The following is a 15,480-nucleotide window of genomic DNA, read 5'->3' as shown; positions in this document are numbered from 1 at the left end:
CCGTGATGCTCACCGACGAAGGGACCTCCCATGGCAGCACGTGACGAGACCTCCGAGAGCACCTTCACCGAGGAGGAGCGCGCCGCGATGCGCGAGCACGCGGCCGAGGTGAAGGCCAGTCGCAAGCGCGGCACGTCGAAGGCCGAGAAGGCCGCCCTCGATGCGCAGGCCGTGGGCGACAAGATCGCCGCGATGCCCGAGCCGGACCGCGGCCTGGCGGAACGGATCCACCGCATCGCGCTCGAGGTCGCTCCCGACCTCGCGCCGAAGCTCTGGTACGGGATGCCGGCCTACGCGAAGGACGGCTCGGTGGTCTTCTTCTTCCAGGACGCCGCCAAGTTCACGGCGCGCTACGCGACCCTCGGGTTCCAGGACCCCGCGGCGCTCGACGACGGCTCGTTCTGGCCGACCTCGTTCGCGGTGACGCCGGAGTTCTCGGCAGCCGACGAGCAGGCGGTCGCCGAGCTCATCCGCCGCGCGGTGGCCTGAGCCCGTCCTCGATCCGCTGGAGCAGGCCGACGGCGGACGTGACGGCGGCAGCGTCGACACCCCGCACGTCGAGGGCCGCACGCAGGGCCTCCGTCCACCGCGCCCGCAGCAGGCCGATGCTCTCGGCCGCGAGCGCCGTCGGGTACAGCTGCGCGAGTCGGGCGTCGTCGGGGTGCGTCCGACGTTCGACCATGCCCTTCGCGACGAGCGACCCGAGCGCGACGCTGAGGTTGCTCCGACGCAGCGCCGTCGCCTCCGCCGTCGCGCTCGGGGTGGTGCCCGGGTTCGTGTCGACCCAGCGCATCACCAGCACCTCGGTGCCGGTCAACGGGACGACGTCGACGGACCGCGGGCCCGTCGGGTCGAGCTCCCGGGCCACGCGGAGGACGGCGTCCGCCAGTTCGGCGAGTGCGTCGTCCGAGGCCGGTGAGGTCATCCCCGCACCGTAACCCGCGCGGATGGGCAGCCGGTCCGCCGGAGCCCGACGTCAGTCGCCGACCCCGCGCGGGTCAGCGGTGCGTCTGGTCGGCCGCTCCTGCGGAGCAGCTCCCCCAGCCGGGGTTCACCGCCGAGCCACGAGCCGCCGCACCTGCGCCGCCGCCCCGAGCGCCACGGCGTCCGACCCGAGCGTGGACGGCTCCACGCGGATCGTCGCCCCGCTCACCGGGGGTTCGTCCGCCAGGGCCGCGCTGATCACCGGCGCGAGCAGGTCCCACGACCGTGCGACCCCGCCGCCGATCACGACGGTCGTCACGTCGAGGATGCCCGCCGTGAGCAGGACGGCACGGGCGACACCCCACCCGGCGGTCGCGAACACGGCGTGCGCGTCCGGGTCCCCCGCCCGTGCGGCCTCGGCGACCTGGTGCGTGCCGAGCCGTCGCCCGGTGCTCGCGGCGTAGCGGTCCGCCATGCCCCGGGCGCCGGCGACGGTCTCGAGGTGTCCGCGCCCGCCGCAGGTGCAGACGGTGTCACCGAAGCCGGGGACGTGGCCGATCTCCCCGGCCGCTCCGTGCGGGCCGCCGAAGAGCGTGCCGTCGAGGACGAGCGCCCCGCCCACGCCGGTGCCGAGGGTCATCCCGAGCACGTCCCGCTCCCCCGCGACGGCACCGGCGGCGACCTCGCCGAGCAGGAACGCGTTCACGTCGTTGTCGAGCGTCGCCGGCACCCCGAGCCGTGCGGCGACGGCGTCGGTGACGCCGTACCCGGCCCACCCGGTGAACGAGTTCGCGGTGACGAGCACCGTGCCCGTGGTCGGGTCGACGACGCCGGCAGCGCCCACCCCGACACCCGCCAGGGAGGCCCGGTGCCGGTCGAGCAGGGACCGCACCGCCGCCTCGGCCGCGTCCAGGATCGCGTCCCCGCCGTCGTGCGCGGGGGTCGGCAGGTCGACCCGGTCCAGGACCTCGAGGTCGGTGGTGGCGAGGAGGACCTTGGTGTTCGTGCCACCGACGTCGATGCCGGCCACGACCTCGCGCCTGCCCGGGGCACGGCCGTCGATCACCGGGTCACCGCGGCGAGGGAGGCCAGCCGCTCGGTCCGGCGCTGCCGTTGCACCACCGGGTCGGGCACCGGCACCGCGGCGAGCAGCCGCCGGGTGTAGTCGGTGGTGGGGTGCAGGAGGGTCTCGCCGGTCGGCCCCTGCTCCTCGACCGCCCCGGCGCGCATCACGACGACCCGCTCGGCGAACCGCTGCACGACGGCGAGGTCGTGCGAGACGAACACGCACGCGAAGCCCAGGTCGGCCTGCAGGTCGGTGAGGACCTCGAGGACGGCCTCCTGCACGCTGACGTCGAGCGCGCTGGTCGGCTCGTCGGCGACGAGCAGCCGGGGCTCGAGCACGAGCGCCCGGGCGAGGCTCACCCGCTGGCGTTGCCCGCCCGAGAGCTCTCGCGGGGCGCGGGTGGCCAGGGTGCGGGGCAGTCGGACGGCGTCCAGGACCTCGTCGACGCGGCGGCGACGGTCGGTGGCCGAGGTCCGCCGGCGGTGGACGGCGAGCGGTTCTGCTATGCACTCGCCGACGGACATCCGCGGATCGAGCGAGGCCACCGGGTCCTGCAGCACGACGCCGATGCCGGAGCGGAGCGCCAGGCGGTCCCGACCTCGGGTCCGCCGGAGGTCCGCGCCGAACAGCCGGACGCTGCCGGTGGTGGGGCGCACGAGGCCGAGGGCGACGCGAGCCGCGGTGGACTTGCCGGAGCCGGACTCGCCGACCAGGCCGACGGTCTCCCCGGCGTGGACCTCGACGTCGATGCCGCGCAGGGCGTGCACCGCGCGGGCGCCACGACCGAAGGTGACCGTGACGTCCCGCAGGTCGACCACCGGGGGTGTGTCGGGCCTCCCGGCCGGGTCGGCTGCGGCGGGCCGGTCCACGACGACCGGACGCTCGTCCGCGGTACCGTCGACGGCCTCGGCCGTCCGGAGGCGCGGTACCGCGGCGAGCAACCGCCCGGTGTACTCGTGCTGCGGCCGGAGCAGGACGTCCTCGACGCCACCGGTCTCGACGATCGACCCGTGCAGCATCACGGCGACGCGGTCGGCGAAGTCCGCGACCACGCCCATGTTGTGCGTGACGAGCAGGACGCCGGTGCCGGTGTCGGCGGCGAGCGCCCGGAGCAGTTCGAGGATCTCGGCCTGCACGGTGACGTCGAGGGCGGTGGTCGGTTCGTCGGCGATGAGGAGCGCCGGCTCGTTGGCGATCGCCATCGCGATGACGACGCGCTGCCGCTGCCCGCCGGAGAGCTGGAACGGGAAGGCCTTCGCGCGGTCCTCCGGGGACGGGATTCCCACGCGGCGGAGGAGGTCGACGGCCTCGGCGGCGGCGGCCGCGGCGGACACCTGCCGGTGGTTGCGGACGACCTCGGCGATCTGCGCCCCGACCCGGGTGAGCGGGTCGAGGGCGGTGGCGGGCTCCTGGAACACCACCGACACCGTCCGGCCACGCAGGGACCGCAGGGACGGCTCGGACGCGCCGACGACCTGGTGCCCGTCGACCACGGCGCTGCCGGTGACGGTGGCGTTGCCGGAGAGCAGCCCCATCGCGGCGAGCGCCACGGTGGACTTGCCGGAGCCGGACTCCCCGACGAGGGCGAGGGTCTCGCCCGGCGCGACGGTCAGGGACACGCCCTGGACGGCGTGCACGTCGCCGGACTCGGTGCTGAAGTGCACGCCGAGGTCGTCGACGGCGAGGATCGGTTCGGTGGCGGTCATCCGCGGCCCTTCACGTCGAATGCGTCCCGGAGTCCGTCGCCGACCGCGTTGAGTGCGCAGACGACGAGGATCACGGCGAGTCCCGGCGGCACGATCAGCCACCAGCGACCGGAGTAGGCGGCGGTGAGCCCCGCCGAGAGCATGCCGCCCCAGTCCGTCGCCGGCGGTTGCACGCCGAGGCCCAGGTAGGAGACGTAGGCGACGAGGAGGATCGCGTCGGCGACCTGGAACGTCGCGGCGACGACGATCGTCGACACGGAGTTCGGCAGCAGGTGCCGGCCGATCGCGCGGGCGTGCGAGCCACCGATGGCGCGGAGGGTGAGCACGAAGTCGCGGTTCTTCAGCGTCAGGGTCTCGGCGCGGATGAGCCGGGAGGGCACGAGCCAGGACACGAAGCCGAGGATCACGATGAGCCCCCAGACGCCCGGGGTGGTGATCGCCGAGATGACGAGCAGGATGAACAGCGCCGGGATGGCGATGCCGGCGTCGACGACGCGCATCATGGCCGCGTCGACCCAGCCGCCGACGTACCCGGCGACCGAGCCCCACAGCGTGCCGACGACGGTGGCCAGCAGCCCCGCGGCGATGCCGACCATGAGCGACACCCTCCCGCCGTACATCAGACGGCCGAGGACGTCGTGGCCGACGGCGTCGGTGCCGAGCAGGTGCGCGCCGCTCGGGCCCTGGTTCGCCTGCTCGAGCACGGTGTGCGTCTGGTCGGTCGGGTACAGGAACGGTCCGACGAAGCAGAACAGCACGATGACGACGAGCAGGACCAGGCCGATGACGGCGAGTGTGTTGTGCCGGAAGCGGCGGGCGGCCAGCCGGAACCCGGTGGCGGCGACGGGTGCCCCGGGCGTCTCGGGGGCGAGTTGGACGGTGGTCATGCGCGGCCTGCCTTCACTCGCGGGTCGATCACGGACTGTGCCACGTCGGCGAGCAGGGTGCCGATGACGGTGGCAACGGAGATGACGAGCACGCAGCCGAGCAGGGTCGGGTAGTCGGACGTCTGCGCCGCGTTCCAGAACAGCAACCCCATGCCCGGGTAGTTGAACAGCTGCTCGGTGACGAGGGCGCCGCCGAACAGCACCGGGAGGTAGTAGCCGAGCATCGCGACGACGGGCGTCAACGAGTTCCGGAACACGTGCCGGCGGAGGATCGTCGTCGTCGACGAGCCACCCGCGCGGGCGGTGCGCACGTAGTCCTCCTGCAGGTTCTCCAGCGTCGCCGCGCGCATGTACCGGCTGAAGACGGCGATCATCGCGAGGGCGCCGGTGAGCACGGGCAGGACGAGTCCGGCCGGCTGCTGGAACACCTCGGCGAGGGTGGTGCCGCTCGGCGCCTGGGACGGCAGCCACGGCAGCTGCTGGCTGAACACGATGATGAGCACGAGGCCGAGGAAGAACGCGGGCGTCGAGTAGAAGACGAACGCCAGTGCGGTGGCGGCGTAGTCGATCGCTCCGTTGCGTCGGGCCGCCTGCCACATGCCGACCGGGATCGCGACGACCAGTCCGAGCACCGCGGAGAGCCCGGTCAGGACGAGGGTCTTCGGGATGCGCTCCTGGATGAGCTGCGAGACCGGTTCGTTGAGCGTGTACGAGGTGCCGAGGTCGCCGGTGAGCAGCCGTCCGAGGAACCGGAGGTACTGCACGGGCAACGGCTGGTCGAGGCCCTGCGCCTGGTTGAACGTGGCGATCTGCGCGGGGGTCGCGGCGACGCCGAGTACGCCGCGGGCGGGCCCGCCGGGCAGCGCGTGCAGGAGGCAGAACACGACGATCGTGACGATGAGGATCACCGCGAGCGCCTGCAGGACGCGGCGGGTGAGGTAGAGGGCAGTGGTCATGCTGCTTCCGTTGTCGCTGCTGACGGGACTCCCCCGGGAGGCGCGGTGCGGGTCGGACCCGCACCGCGCCTCCCGGAGGGACTCAGTGGGCTACTTGCTCCACTTCCACTGGGCGGGGTGGAAGTTCGCGAGCGAGTCCTGGTCGAACCCGGTCAGGCCGCTCTTCTTGACGGAGATCTGGTAGTCCGGGCTCGGCAGCCAGATCACCGGCAGGTCCTCCGCGACGGCCGCGCTGTAGTCCTGCACGGCGCTCGTGTCGGTCGAGGTGGTCGTCGCGTCGATGAGCGCGTCGACCTCCTTGTTCGAGTAGCTGCCGAAGTTCGCGGAGCCGCCGGTCGAGAAGAGCGACTCACCGGTCGGGTAGGCCGGGAAGTACCAGCTGCCAGCGGTGCCGAAGAACGACAGGTCCCAGTCGCAGCTCGCCTCGTCCGGGGTGCAGGTCGGGGTCTGCGACAGGACGCTCGACACCGGCGCGGTCTTGATCGTGAAGCCGATGCCGGTCTTCGCGAGCGACGACTGAATGGCGCTCATCATGTTGTCGGTCACGGTCGAGCCGGACTGCGAGAGCACCTGCATGGTGAACTCCGTGCCCTCGGCCACGCCCTCGCCGCACTGGTCGTCACCGTTGCCCGCGTCGGTGCAGACCATGGTGCCGCCCTGCTTGGTCCAGCCGTGACCGGTCAGCAGTGCCGTGGCCTTCTTCGTGCTGAACGGGTAGGGGTTGTCCTCTTGCACGTCGGAGACGTAGTCGGACTCCTGCGCCTGCGGGATCGGCCCGTAGGTCGAGGTGGCGGTGCCGTTGAAGACGACCTTCGACAGCGACTCCTGGTCGATCGACATCTGCACGGCCTGGCGGGCGTACAGCTGCTTGAAGACGGCGCCCATGTCCGGGTTGTTGAAGTTGTACGGCATGTACGTGATCGCCCAGCCCGTCCAGGGGTCGACCTCGTAGCCCTTCGCCGTGAAGGAGTCCTCCTGGTCGAGGTCGGTGGCGTTGATGTAGCCGTAGTCGACCGCCCCGGAGCGCAGCGCGTTCGTCTCGGCGTCGGCGGTGGTGAACGGCAGCAGGTTGACCGTCTTGATGGACGCCTTCTCGCCACCGTCGTACTTCCCGTTCGCGGTGAGCTGGACCTTCCCCGCGGTCGTGAACGACGACAGGCCGTACGGGCCGGAGATCGTCTTCCACAGTGGGTCGGAGTCGTAGTCGGCGATCTTGCCGGCGGCGGTGTTGAGGTACTTCCAGACCTGCTTCGCGCCCTCGGGGGTGCGGTCGGCGTCGGTCACCTCGGCCGAGGCGCTCGTCTTGTCCCAGGCGTGCTGCGGGAGCGGGATGATGTAGCTCAGCTGGTTGGCGAGCATCCAGTCCTGGTTGTACGCCTGGTCGAACGCGATCGTGAAGTGCGTGTCGTCGACGGTCGTGAAGGACGTCCAGTTGTCCGGCGCCTTGCCCTCGGAGTAGGAACCCCAGTCCTGCGCGTTCGCCTTGATCAGGTTGAACCAGAACTCGACGTCGCGGCTCGTGATCGGCTCACCGTCGGACCAGTGCCGGTCCCCCAGCGTGATCGTGACGCTCGTGCCGTCGTCGGCGAAGTCGGCAGCGGTCGCGACGGACCCGGCCTTGTTCCACGCGATCTTGCCCGTGGACCCGTCGTAGGCGATGAGGCGCTCGTACAGCGACTGCGCGATCGAGCCGTTGTTCGTGTTGAGGTGCGCCGCGGTGCCGATCGGGAGGATCCAGTTCGGCGTGAAGTTCGCCGGCAGCGCGTAGTCGATCTCGTCGGACGTCGTGCCGGTGGTGGCGGAACCGCCCCCGGAACACCCGGCGAGCAGTGCGCTCACCGCGAGCGCGGCTCCGGTGAGGAGGGCCCAGCGACGGGGCTTGGTCATGCGGTGTCTCCTTGCGCGAGGACGCCATCGTCGGCGTGGTGGAGGGACAGGAGTGCGATCAGGACCAGGCCCCGGTGGCACGACCACAGTCAATGGCCGAAGTCGTTGGAAAAACAAACGTTCTCGTGTAAATAGTCTGTTTCTGCCGAACGGTGGAAAGCGCGGACCACCACTCCTGCCCCGTAGGCTCGGAGCAGTCGGGCGAGCACCGCGCTCGGACGACGCCGATTGGAGAAAGTCGTGCCGGACCTCAGCTCCCGCGTGCTCGAGCTCATCGCGAGCGGGCAGGCGTCGAGCCGCACCGAGATCGCGCAGTTGCTCGGCGCCGCTCCGTCGACCGTGTCGCACGTCGTCGGGCAGCTCCTCGGCCACGGCATCCTGGCGGAGGAGGGCACCGACGTCTCCACGGGTGGTCGGCCCCGGAAGGTCCTCCGGATCGGCGGGACCGACGAGTACGCGGTCGCCGCCGACGTCGGTGGCGGTCACGTCCGGATCGGGATCGTCCTGCCGGGAGGCGCGCTCGAGTCGGTCTCGACCGTCCCGTTCGCGCTCGCCGACGGTCCCACCGCGGGCCTGGCTGCGCTGGCGGCGCTCCTCGACGCCCTGGTGTCCGAACGCGGACGCGACGGGCTGCGCGGGGTCGGGTTGAGCCTCCCGGGTCCGGTCGACGTCGCGGCGGGCGTCGTCGACCTGCCGAGCCGGATGCCGGGCTGGAACGGCTTCCCCGTCGCCGCGTGGCTCACCGAGCACTTCGGGGTGCCGGCCGCGATCGACAACGACGCGAACTGCATGGCCGCGGGCGAGCAGACCGTGCAGCCGTCCACCAGACGGCAGGCGATCACGGTGAAGGCCGGGTCGGCGATCGGCGCGGGGATCGTCATCGACGGGCAGCTCTACCGCGGCTCGACCGGCGCCGCGGGGGACATCACGCACGTGCGGATCGACGCGGCGGGTGACACCCCGTGCTCGTGCGGCAACACCGGCTGCCTCGAGACCGTGGCGTCCGGGGCCGCCCTGGTCCGGATCCTCCGCGAGGCCGGCGTGGACGTCAGCACCACGCAGGACGTGGTCCGCCTGGCGTCCGAGGCGCACCCGGAGACGACCCGCGCCGTCCGCCTGGCCGGGCGCTACCTCGGCGAGGTGCTCGCCGCCAACGTGAACTTCTTCAACCCGGACGCCGTCTCCCTCGGCGGCATCCTGTCCACCCTCGACCCCTTCGTCGCCGCCGTGCGGAGCCAGCTCTACGAGAGCTGCCACCCGCTCGTCACGCAGCACCTCGTCATCGAGCGCGCCTCGCTGGGGGCCGACGCCGGCCTCGTCGGCGCCGGCCAGTTCGCCCTGCAGCGCGGGCTCGCCGCCTCGCTCGAGGAACTGTCGGCACCCATCCCATTGCGGACCACCAGGAACAGGAGCACCCGTGTCTGAGACCGGAACCACCGCCAGCGCCCGTCGTCCGGTCATCGCCATCGCCGGCCTGGCCATCGAGACGTCGACGTTCACGCCGACGCGCACCCCGGCGGCCGCCTTCCACCCGGACCGTGGCGACGAGGTCGTCGCCCGGTACGACTTCCTGGGGCCGTTGTCCGAGCGGGCCGAGTTCCGTGGCGCCCTCATCGGGCACGCGTTGCCCGGCGGGGTCGTGCCGCGCGACGACTTCGAGGAACTCAGCACCGAGATCACCGACCGGCTGTCCGCGATCGCGGCCGACACCACGATCGACGGCCTCTGGTACGACATCCACGGTGCGATGGTGGTCGAGGGGCTCGACGACGCCGAGGCCACCCTGCTCGAACGGATCCGCGCGGTGGTCGGCCCGGACGTGGTCGTCTCCGCGTCGATGGACCTGCACGGCAACGTCTCGCGGGAACTCGCGCACCAGTGCGACCTGATCACCTGCTACCGGATGGCGCCGCACGAGGACGCCATGGAGACCAAGGAGCGCGCGGTCCGCAACCTCGTCGACGTGCTCACCACCCGTCCCGTCGGGGCGCAGCGGCCGGTCAAGGCCTGGATCCCGATCCCGGTCCTGCTGCCCGGTGAGAAGACCTCGACCCGCATCGAGCCCGCCGCGTCCGTGTACGCGCAGGTGTCCGACGTCGAACGAGGCGAGGGCGTGCTCGACGCCGCGATCTGGGTCGGGTACGCCTGGGCGGACCAGCCGCGGAACCGTGCCGTCACCGTCGTCACCGGATGGGACGAGCGCGCGGTCACGGCCGGAGCCGAACGCCTGGCACGGGCCTTCTGGGACGCCCGCGAGGACTTCGCCTTCGTCGCCCCGACCGGGTCGTTCGACGAGTGCCTCGCCGCCGCCCTCGCCCCCGGAGCCGCACGCCCGTACTTCGTGTCCGACTCCGGCGACAACCCGACCGCCGGCGGCTCGGGCGACATGACGTGGGGCCTGACCCAGCTGCTCGCCCGCGACGAGTTCCGGAGTGACGACGGCCCGGTCGTGCTCTACGCCAGCGTCCCCGGTCCGGCCGCGGTCGCCACGTGTGTCGAGGCCGGCGTCGGCGCGACCGTCACCGTCACCGCAGGAGCCGAGGTCGACGACCTGCACGCCGGACCACTGACGATGACCGGGCGGGTGCACGCGGTCAAGCACGGCGACCGGAACGCCCGGACCGAGGTCGTCCTCCAGGTCGGCAGCGTCTTCGCGATCCTCACCGAGCTCCGGAAGCCGTACCACCACGAGCACGACTTCACCGACCTGGACCTCGACCCGCACAGCGCCGACCTGGTCGTCGTGAAGATCGGCTACCTGGAACCGGAGCTGTACGACATGGCGGCCGACTGGATGCTCGCGCTCACCCCGGGCGGCGTCGACCAGGACCTCGAGCGCCTCGGCCACCACCGGATCGAGCGGCCGGTGTTCCCCTTCGACCGGACCTTCCCGGAACCGCCGGACCTGTCCGCCCGGGTCATCCCGGCGTCCGACCGGCGGCTCGGAGCCCACGCGTGAGCGCCCGAGCGCTCGAGATCGCCGTCACCTCCCCCGTCGGTGCCGCGGTGGCCCTCGCCGGCGGTGCCGACCGGGTCGAGCTCTGCAGCGCACTCGAACTCGGCGGGCTGACCCCGTCGCAGGGGCTCGTCGAGGCGGCCGTCGCGGCGGGTCCGCCGGTGCACGTCCTCGTCCGGTGCCGTCCGGGCGGCTTCGTGCACGACACCGACGAGGTCGAGCTCATGGTCCGCGAACTCGTCGCCGTCCTGCGCTCCGGTGCAGCCGGCGTGGTCGTCGGCGCCCTCCGCCGGGACCGAACACTCGACACCGGTGCGCTCGCGCGGTTCGTCGACGCCGCACGCTCCGAGCGCCCCGACGCCGAGGTGACGCTGCACCGGGCGATCGACCACGCTGCCGACCCGGTCACGGCAGCCGCGGGGCTCGGCGCCCTCGGGTTGACCCGCGTCCTGACCTCGGGCGGTGCCGCGACCGCGCTCGTCGGTGCGGACACCATCGCGCGGATGGTCGCCGTGGCCGGGGACGTGCAGGTCATGGCGGGTGCCGGCGTCACCCCGGCCGACGTCCCCGTGCTCCTCGACGCGGGCGCGGCGGCCGTGCACCTCTCCGCCAAGCGGCTCGCCGACGCCGCGCACGGAGGCGTGCCGATGGGCGCCGGCGACGCGGGGACCGGGCACTTCGAGACCGACGCCGAGGTGGTCCGGGCAGCCCGGGCCGCGGTCGACGCGCACCGGCCCTGACCGGCCAGGCCCACCGACGACGGGCCTGCCCGACGAGGGGGCACCTCCGGACCGTCGCCGGACGACCGGGTCAGGCGTCGGCGCTGCCCGCGCCGTCGTCGGAGCCGCTGCTGGCGCTGCCGCCGCCTCGCAGGGTCGCGCTCGGCAGCTCCCCGAACCGTTCCCGGTACGCACCGGAGAACCGGCCCAGGTGCGCGAAGCCCCACTGCCGGGCGACCTCCGCCACGGACGACGAGAGCGGATCGGCGCCCAGGAGCTCCTCGTGCACGGCGTCGAGCCGGACGTTCCGCAGGTGCGACAGCGGGGAGACGCCGACCGAGCGGTTGAAGGACTGCTGCAGCCCGCGCGCGCTCATGCCCGCGGCTGCGGCGATGTCCGCCAGGGTGACGACGGTGTGGGCGTGCTCCTGGATGTAGGTCAGGGCGTCCCGGAGCCGCTCGCTGCTCGTGGTCGCCGGCACGTCCACGGGGAAGGTCCCGACGACGACCCGGGCGACCCGGAGGTTCAGCTCGGCGCGCTGGCGGCCGGTGACGTCCGGGTCGGTGATGGTCCGCCCGAGGGACTGCAGCACCCTCCGGAGGTCGGCCAGTTCGGTCGCGGAGACCGTCCGGCGGAACCGGAGCGGCCCGACGACCTGCGCGCCGTCGGCGGCGAGCGCCGCGCGGAGCAACCGGTCGGACAGGTGGAGCATCGAGACGCGGCTCGTCGCGGCCTCGAAGCCGTACCGGACCGTGGCGGCGAGGAGGAACGGCTGGCCGGGTCGGACCACGGTGCGCGTGCCGTCCTCGTCGACGATGACCGCTGTGCCGTCCCCGATCCAGAACAGGATGTGTGTGGGCCGCGGCTCCATCGTGCCGGTGCGGCGCCCCTCCACCGCGGAACCGCTCAGCGAGAGGTCGGCGTCGCCGGCGCCGGTGTAGCGGAAGGCGGACCGCTCGTCGCCGATCCCGCCCCCGGTGCCGTACGTGTCGTCGAGGACCGCGGGGCGGGTCTCGCTCGTGCCTTCCAGGCGCACGGCACGGAACCCGTCAGGGGTCCCCGGTTCCGGGCGCAGATGGGTCACGATCTGATGTTCCCATGCCTGTCCGCGAAGCGCGAGCACCGCGGCGGGTCGCTCGTCGCGGCACCCCGGGGCGAGCCGAACGGGAACGGGGTACGCCGATCGGCGTCGGGTTCAGTCGCCGACCGGTAGAACGGAGCATGACCTCTTCCACACGGAACCCGCTCGGCGTGACCCTCGTCGAGGGCGGCGCCAACGTCGCCGTCTTCTCCAGCACCGCCGAACGCGTCGAGTTCTGCCGTTTCGACGACGACGGCACCGAGCACCGGACCGAGCTGACCCACCGCACCGGCTACACCTTCCACGACGTCGTACCGGACGTCACCGTCGGCACCCGCTACGGCTTCCGCGTGCACGGCGCCTGGGACCCGGCGAACGGCCTGCGGCACAACCCCGCGAAGCTCCTCCTCGACCCCTACGCCACCGCGATCGACGGCGAGTACCAGTGGGGCCAGGAGCTCTTCGGCCACGACATGAACGAGCCGGACCAGATCGACGAGTCCGACTCCGCCGCTGCCATGCCGCGCTCCGTCGTCGCCGACCGCTCGTTCGACTGGGAGGGCGACACCCGCCTCGAGACCCCCCTGGCCGACACCGTCGTGTACGAGGTCCACGTCAAGGGCTTCACCAAGCAGCACCCCGACGTGCCCGAGGAGATCCGCGGCACCTACGCGGGCCTGGCACACCCGGCCGCGATCAAGCACCTCACCGACCTCGGCGTCACCGCGGTCGAGCTGCTGCCGATCCACCAGTTCGTGCAGGACTCCACGCTCCAGGACAAGGGCCTCCGCAACTACTGGGGATACAACAGCATCGGCTTCTTCGCCCCGCACAACGAGTACGCCGCGTCGGGCACCGCCGGCCAGCAGGTCGCGGAGTTCAAGGAGATGGTGAAGGCCCTGCACGCCGCGGGCCTCGAGGTCATCCTGGACGTCGTCTACAACCACACGGCCGAGGGCAACCACATGGGCCCGACGCTGTCCTTCAAGGGGCTCGACAACCAGTCGTACTACCGGCTGGTCGAGGGCGACGAGGCGAACTACTTCGACACCACCGGCACGGGCAACAGCCTCAACGTGTCGCACCCGACCGCGCTCGGGCTCATCACGGACTCGCTCCGCTACTGGGTCGAGGAGATGCACGTCGACGGCTTCCGCTTCGACCTGGCGACGACGCTGACCCGTCAGGACGGTTCGGCCGAGAAGCACTCCGCGTTCCTCGACATCATCCACCAGGACCCGGTGCTCCGCGACGTCAAGATGATCGCCGAGCCGTGGGACACCGCCGGGTACCAGGTCGGCGGGTTCCCGGCCGACTGGTCGGAGTGGAACGGGAAGTACCGCGACGACCTGCGCAGCTTCTGGCGCGGTGACGAGGGCACGCTCGGCGACGCCGTGCAGCGCGTCCTCGGCAGCCCGGACGTCTACGAGGGCTCGCGCCGGTCGCCGCTCTGCTCGGTGGACTTCGTCACCGCCCACGACGGCTTCACCCTGGCCGACCTCACGATGTACGTCGAGAAGCACAACGAGGCGAACGGCGAGGACAACAACGACGGCGAGAGCAACAACACCTCCTTCAACGGCGGCATCGAGGGCCCGACCGACGACGAGAGCGTCAACGACTACCGCAACCGCCAGCGCCGGAACTTCCTCGGCACCCTGCTGCTCTCGGCCGGCGTGCCGATGATCCTCGGTGGTGACGAGATCGCCCGCTCGCAGGGCGGCAACAACAACGCCTACTGCCAGGACGACGAGATCTCGTGGTTCGACTGGGCTGCCGCCGACCAGGACCTGCTCGCCTTCACGACGGCGGCGATCGCCTTCCGCAAGCAGCACGTCGCGCTCCGCCCGGAGTGGTACCGCACCGCGCCCGGCATCTCGCCGTCCACCGTGCAGGTGCTCCGCGCGGACGCGAACGACTTCGAGGACGGCGACTGGACCGACGGCGGGAACCGCGCCGTGATCCTGGTGCTCGCGCAGGGCGACGACAGCATCGCACTGCTGCTCAACGCCTCCGAGACGACCGTGGAGTTCACGCTCCCCGAGCGTCCGGGCGGCGGCTCCTGGTCCCTCGGCCTGTCGAGCGACCCCGACCAGGCCGTGGACGGCGACGCGACGACCCTGCTCGTCCGCGACGCCTCCTTCACGGCACTGCAGTAGCCCGAGAGGACAGTGGACCGATGAGCCAGTACGAGAAGAAGGACCCGACCACCCTCTACCCGGTGCCGCCGTTCCCGAAGCAGGAGCAGTCGTTGCCCGGGGCCGCGTGGAAGATGGACCCGAAGCCGGACCACGGAGAACAGAGCTACGTCGGCAAGGGCCGTCTGGAGGGCTTCCGTGGCATCGTCACGGGTGCCGACTCCGGCATCGGCCGGGCCGCCGCGATCGCCCTGTCCCGGGAGGGCGCCGACCTGGTGCTCTCCTACCTGCCCGACGAGCAGGAGGACGCGGAGGAGGTCCGCGACCTGCTCGAGGGCGAGGGTCGCAAGGCCGTGCTGTTCCCGGGCGACATCTCGGACGAGCAGTACTGCATCGACCTCGTGCAGAAGGGCGTCGACGAGCTCGGCGGCCTCGACACGCTCGTCATGGTCGCCGGCCGGATGGACAGCAACGACGACATCCTGACCCTCGACACCTCGATGTTCGACTCGACGTTCAAGACGAACATCTACTCGCTGTTCTGGCTGACGAAGGCGGCGGTCCCGCACCTCGAGCCCGGTTCGACGATCGTGACGACCGGCTCGATCCAGGCGTCCACCCCGTCGCCGGACAAGATCGACTACGCCGTGTCGAAGGGCGCGATCAAGCTCTTCACCGAGGCGGTCGCCCAGCAGCTCGCGCCGAAGGGCATCCGGGTCAACTCGGTCGCGCCCGGTCCGGTGTGGACCCCGCTGCAGCCCGGCTCCGACGATGCCGAGACCGTCTCGACGTTCGGGCAGCAGTCGCCCTTCGGTCGACCGGGTCAGCCGGCCGAGCTCGGTGCGGCGTACGTCCACCTCGTCAGTCCAGAATCGAGCTACCAGTCCGGGTCGACGATCACGGTCGCCGGCGGCACCCCCGCCTTCTGACGGACGTGCAGCACCCGGCCAGCACTGCGAAGGAGCACATGATGAGCAACGACAGCACGGCGCACGACCCCGAGGGCACGCCGAAGCCGGAGGGTCTGGGCGACGACGGCACGGTCCCCAACGAGCCCGAGGGCCTCGCCGCCGGGTTCGTCGGCGACGCCTCGCACTTCAACCCCGAAGAGGACAAGCCCGCCGAGGACGACTCCGAGGCCTGAGCGCCGCGGCGCATGC

At 72.0% G+C, this 15,480-nt stretch carries 14 protein-coding genes; 7 read left to right on the top strand and 7 right to left on the bottom strand.

Annotated elements, in window-relative coordinates:
- Positions 1–30 precede the first annotated feature (30 nt).
- On the top strand, positions 31–489 hold the full coding sequence (locus tag DEJ18_RS00945) for an iron chaperone (protein ID WP_111211366.1): 459 nt from the start codon (positions 31–33) through the stop codon (positions 487–489).
- Here the strand turns inward: DEJ18_RS00945 and DEJ18_RS00940 are convergent.
- The 6 genes from DEJ18_RS00940 to DEJ18_RS00915 form a co-directional block, all read right to left on the bottom strand.
- Entirely contained in the window at positions 467–925 is a 459-nt protein-coding gene (locus tag DEJ18_RS00940; RefSeq protein WP_111082227.1) for a MarR family winged helix-turn-helix transcriptional regulator, read from the bottom strand. The two genes, DEJ18_RS00945 and DEJ18_RS00940, sit on opposite strands and share 23 nt — an antisense overlap.
- Before the next feature lie 126 nt (positions 926–1,051).
- Positions 1,052–1,954: an ROK family protein gene (locus DEJ18_RS00935; RefSeq protein ID WP_258377002.1), complete on the bottom strand. Its 903-nt coding sequence runs from the start codon at positions 1,952–1,954 to the stop codon at positions 1,052–1,054.
- A 32-nt stretch (positions 1,955–1,986) separates the two neighbouring features.
- The gene (locus DEJ18_RS00930) at positions 1,987–3,696 is read right to left on the bottom strand and encodes a dipeptide ABC transporter ATP-binding protein (RefSeq protein ID WP_111211365.1); all 1,710 of its coding nucleotides are present in this window, start codon (positions 3,694–3,696) and stop codon (positions 1,987–1,989) included.
- Complete coding sequence (locus tag DEJ18_RS00925) at positions 3,693–4,583, bottom strand: ABC transporter permease (RefSeq protein ID WP_111211364.1); 891 nt, start codon at positions 4,581–4,583, stop codon at positions 3,693–3,695. The genes DEJ18_RS00930 and DEJ18_RS00925 overlap by 4 nt, the downstream gene beginning before the upstream one ends.
- Entirely contained in the window at positions 4,580–5,539 is a 960-nt protein-coding gene (locus DEJ18_RS00920) for an ABC transporter permease (protein ID WP_111211363.1), read from the bottom strand. The genes DEJ18_RS00925 and DEJ18_RS00920 overlap by 4 nt, the downstream gene beginning before the upstream one ends.
- A gap of 90 nt (positions 5,540–5,629) precedes the next feature.
- Entirely contained in the window at positions 5,630–7,426 is a 1,797-nt protein-coding gene (locus DEJ18_RS00915) for a peptide ABC transporter substrate-binding protein (RefSeq protein WP_111211362.1), read from the bottom strand.
- Between the two features lie 240 nt (positions 7,427–7,666).
- Between DEJ18_RS00915 and DEJ18_RS00910 the strand changes: the two genes are divergently transcribed.
- Genes DEJ18_RS00910 through DEJ18_RS00900 form a run of 3 tightly spaced genes read left to right on the top strand, consistent with a single transcriptional unit; the run spans position 7,667 to position 11,122 of the window.
- A complete protein-coding gene (locus DEJ18_RS00910; RefSeq protein ID WP_111082222.1) occupies positions 7,667–8,851 on the top strand; it encodes an ROK family transcriptional regulator in 1,185 nt (394 codons plus the stop codon).
- Complete coding sequence (locus tag DEJ18_RS00905; protein WP_111211361.1) at positions 8,844–10,385, top strand: M81 family metallopeptidase; 1,542 nt, start codon at positions 8,844–8,846, stop codon at positions 10,383–10,385. Before DEJ18_RS00910 ends, DEJ18_RS00905 begins: the two co-directional genes overlap by 8 nt.
- The gene (locus DEJ18_RS00900) at positions 10,382–11,122 is read left to right on the top strand and encodes a copper homeostasis protein CutC (RefSeq protein WP_111211360.1); all 741 of its coding nucleotides are present in this window, start codon (positions 10,382–10,384) and stop codon (positions 11,120–11,122) included. The genes DEJ18_RS00905 and DEJ18_RS00900 overlap by 4 nt, the downstream gene beginning before the upstream one ends.
- Before the next feature lie 70 nt (positions 11,123–11,192).
- Here the strand turns inward: DEJ18_RS00900 and DEJ18_RS00895 are convergent, their stop codons facing one another.
- Complete coding sequence (locus DEJ18_RS00895) at positions 11,193–12,185, bottom strand: AraC family transcriptional regulator (protein ID WP_146241623.1); 993 nt, start codon at positions 12,183–12,185, stop codon at positions 11,193–11,195.
- A 137-nt stretch (positions 12,186–12,322) separates the two neighbouring features.
- Between DEJ18_RS00895 and glgX the strand changes: the two genes are divergently transcribed.
- The 3 genes from glgX to DEJ18_RS00880 are packed head-to-tail and all read left to right on the top strand — an operon-like array spanning position 12,323 to position 15,464.
- Complete coding sequence (gene glgX, locus DEJ18_RS00890; RefSeq protein ID WP_111082219.1) at positions 12,323–14,341, top strand: glycogen debranching protein GlgX; 2,019 nt, start codon at positions 12,323–12,325, stop codon at positions 14,339–14,341.
- Positions 14,342–14,361: 20 nt separating this feature from the next.
- The gene (locus tag DEJ18_RS00885; RefSeq protein WP_111211358.1) at positions 14,362–15,249 is read left to right on the top strand and encodes an SDR family oxidoreductase; all 888 of its coding nucleotides are present in this window, start codon (positions 14,362–14,364) and stop codon (positions 15,247–15,249) included.
- 41 nt (positions 15,250–15,290) lie between these two features.
- Positions 15,291–15,464, top strand: coding sequence for a hypothetical protein (locus DEJ18_RS00880; RefSeq protein ID WP_181434281.1), 174 nt, complete (start codon positions 15,291–15,293; stop codon positions 15,462–15,464).
- Positions 15,465–15,480: the final 16 nt, after the last annotated feature.

Source organism: Curtobacterium sp. MCSS17_015, assembly GCF_003234265.2.
GTDB lineage: Bacteria > Actinomycetota > Actinomycetes > Actinomycetales > Microbacteriaceae > Curtobacterium.
Note: the sequence above shows the minus strand (reverse complement) of the source record. Positions and strands in the feature narration are given on the sequence as shown.

What these genes read in the sequence shown, in the direction of transcription:
- DEJ18_RS00945 (WP_111211366.1), top strand. Translation starts at nt 31, where the DNA reads ATGGCAGCACGTGACGAGACCTCCGAGAGCACCTTCACCGAGGAGGAG.
- DEJ18_RS00940 (WP_111082227.1), bottom strand. Translation starts at nt 925, where the DNA reads ATGACCTCACCGGCCTCGGACGACGCACTCGCCGAACTGGCGGACGCC.
- DEJ18_RS00930 (WP_111211365.1), bottom strand. Translation starts at nt 3,696, where the DNA reads ATGACCGCCACCGAACCGATCCTCGCCGTCGACGACCTCGGCGTGCAC.
- DEJ18_RS00925 (WP_111211364.1), bottom strand. Translation starts at nt 4,583, where the DNA reads ATGACCACCGTCCAACTCGCCCCCGAGACGCCCGGGGCACCCGTCGCC.
- DEJ18_RS00920 (WP_111211363.1), bottom strand. Translation starts at nt 5,539, where the DNA reads ATGACCACTGCCCTCTACCTCACCCGCCGCGTCCTGCAGGCGCTCGCG.
- DEJ18_RS00915 (WP_111211362.1), bottom strand. Translation starts at nt 7,426, where the DNA reads ATGACCAAGCCCCGTCGCTGGGCCCTCCTCACCGGAGCCGCGCTCGCG.
- glgX (WP_111082219.1), top strand. Translation starts at nt 12,323, where the DNA reads ATGACCTCTTCCACACGGAACCCGCTCGGCGTGACCCTCGTCGAGGGC.
- DEJ18_RS00885 (WP_111211358.1), top strand. Translation starts at nt 14,362, where the DNA reads ATGAGCCAGTACGAGAAGAAGGACCCGACCACCCTCTACCCGGTGCCG.
- DEJ18_RS00880 (WP_181434281.1), top strand. Translation starts at nt 15,291, where the DNA reads ATGAGCAACGACAGCACGGCGCACGACCCCGAGGGCACGCCGAAGCCG.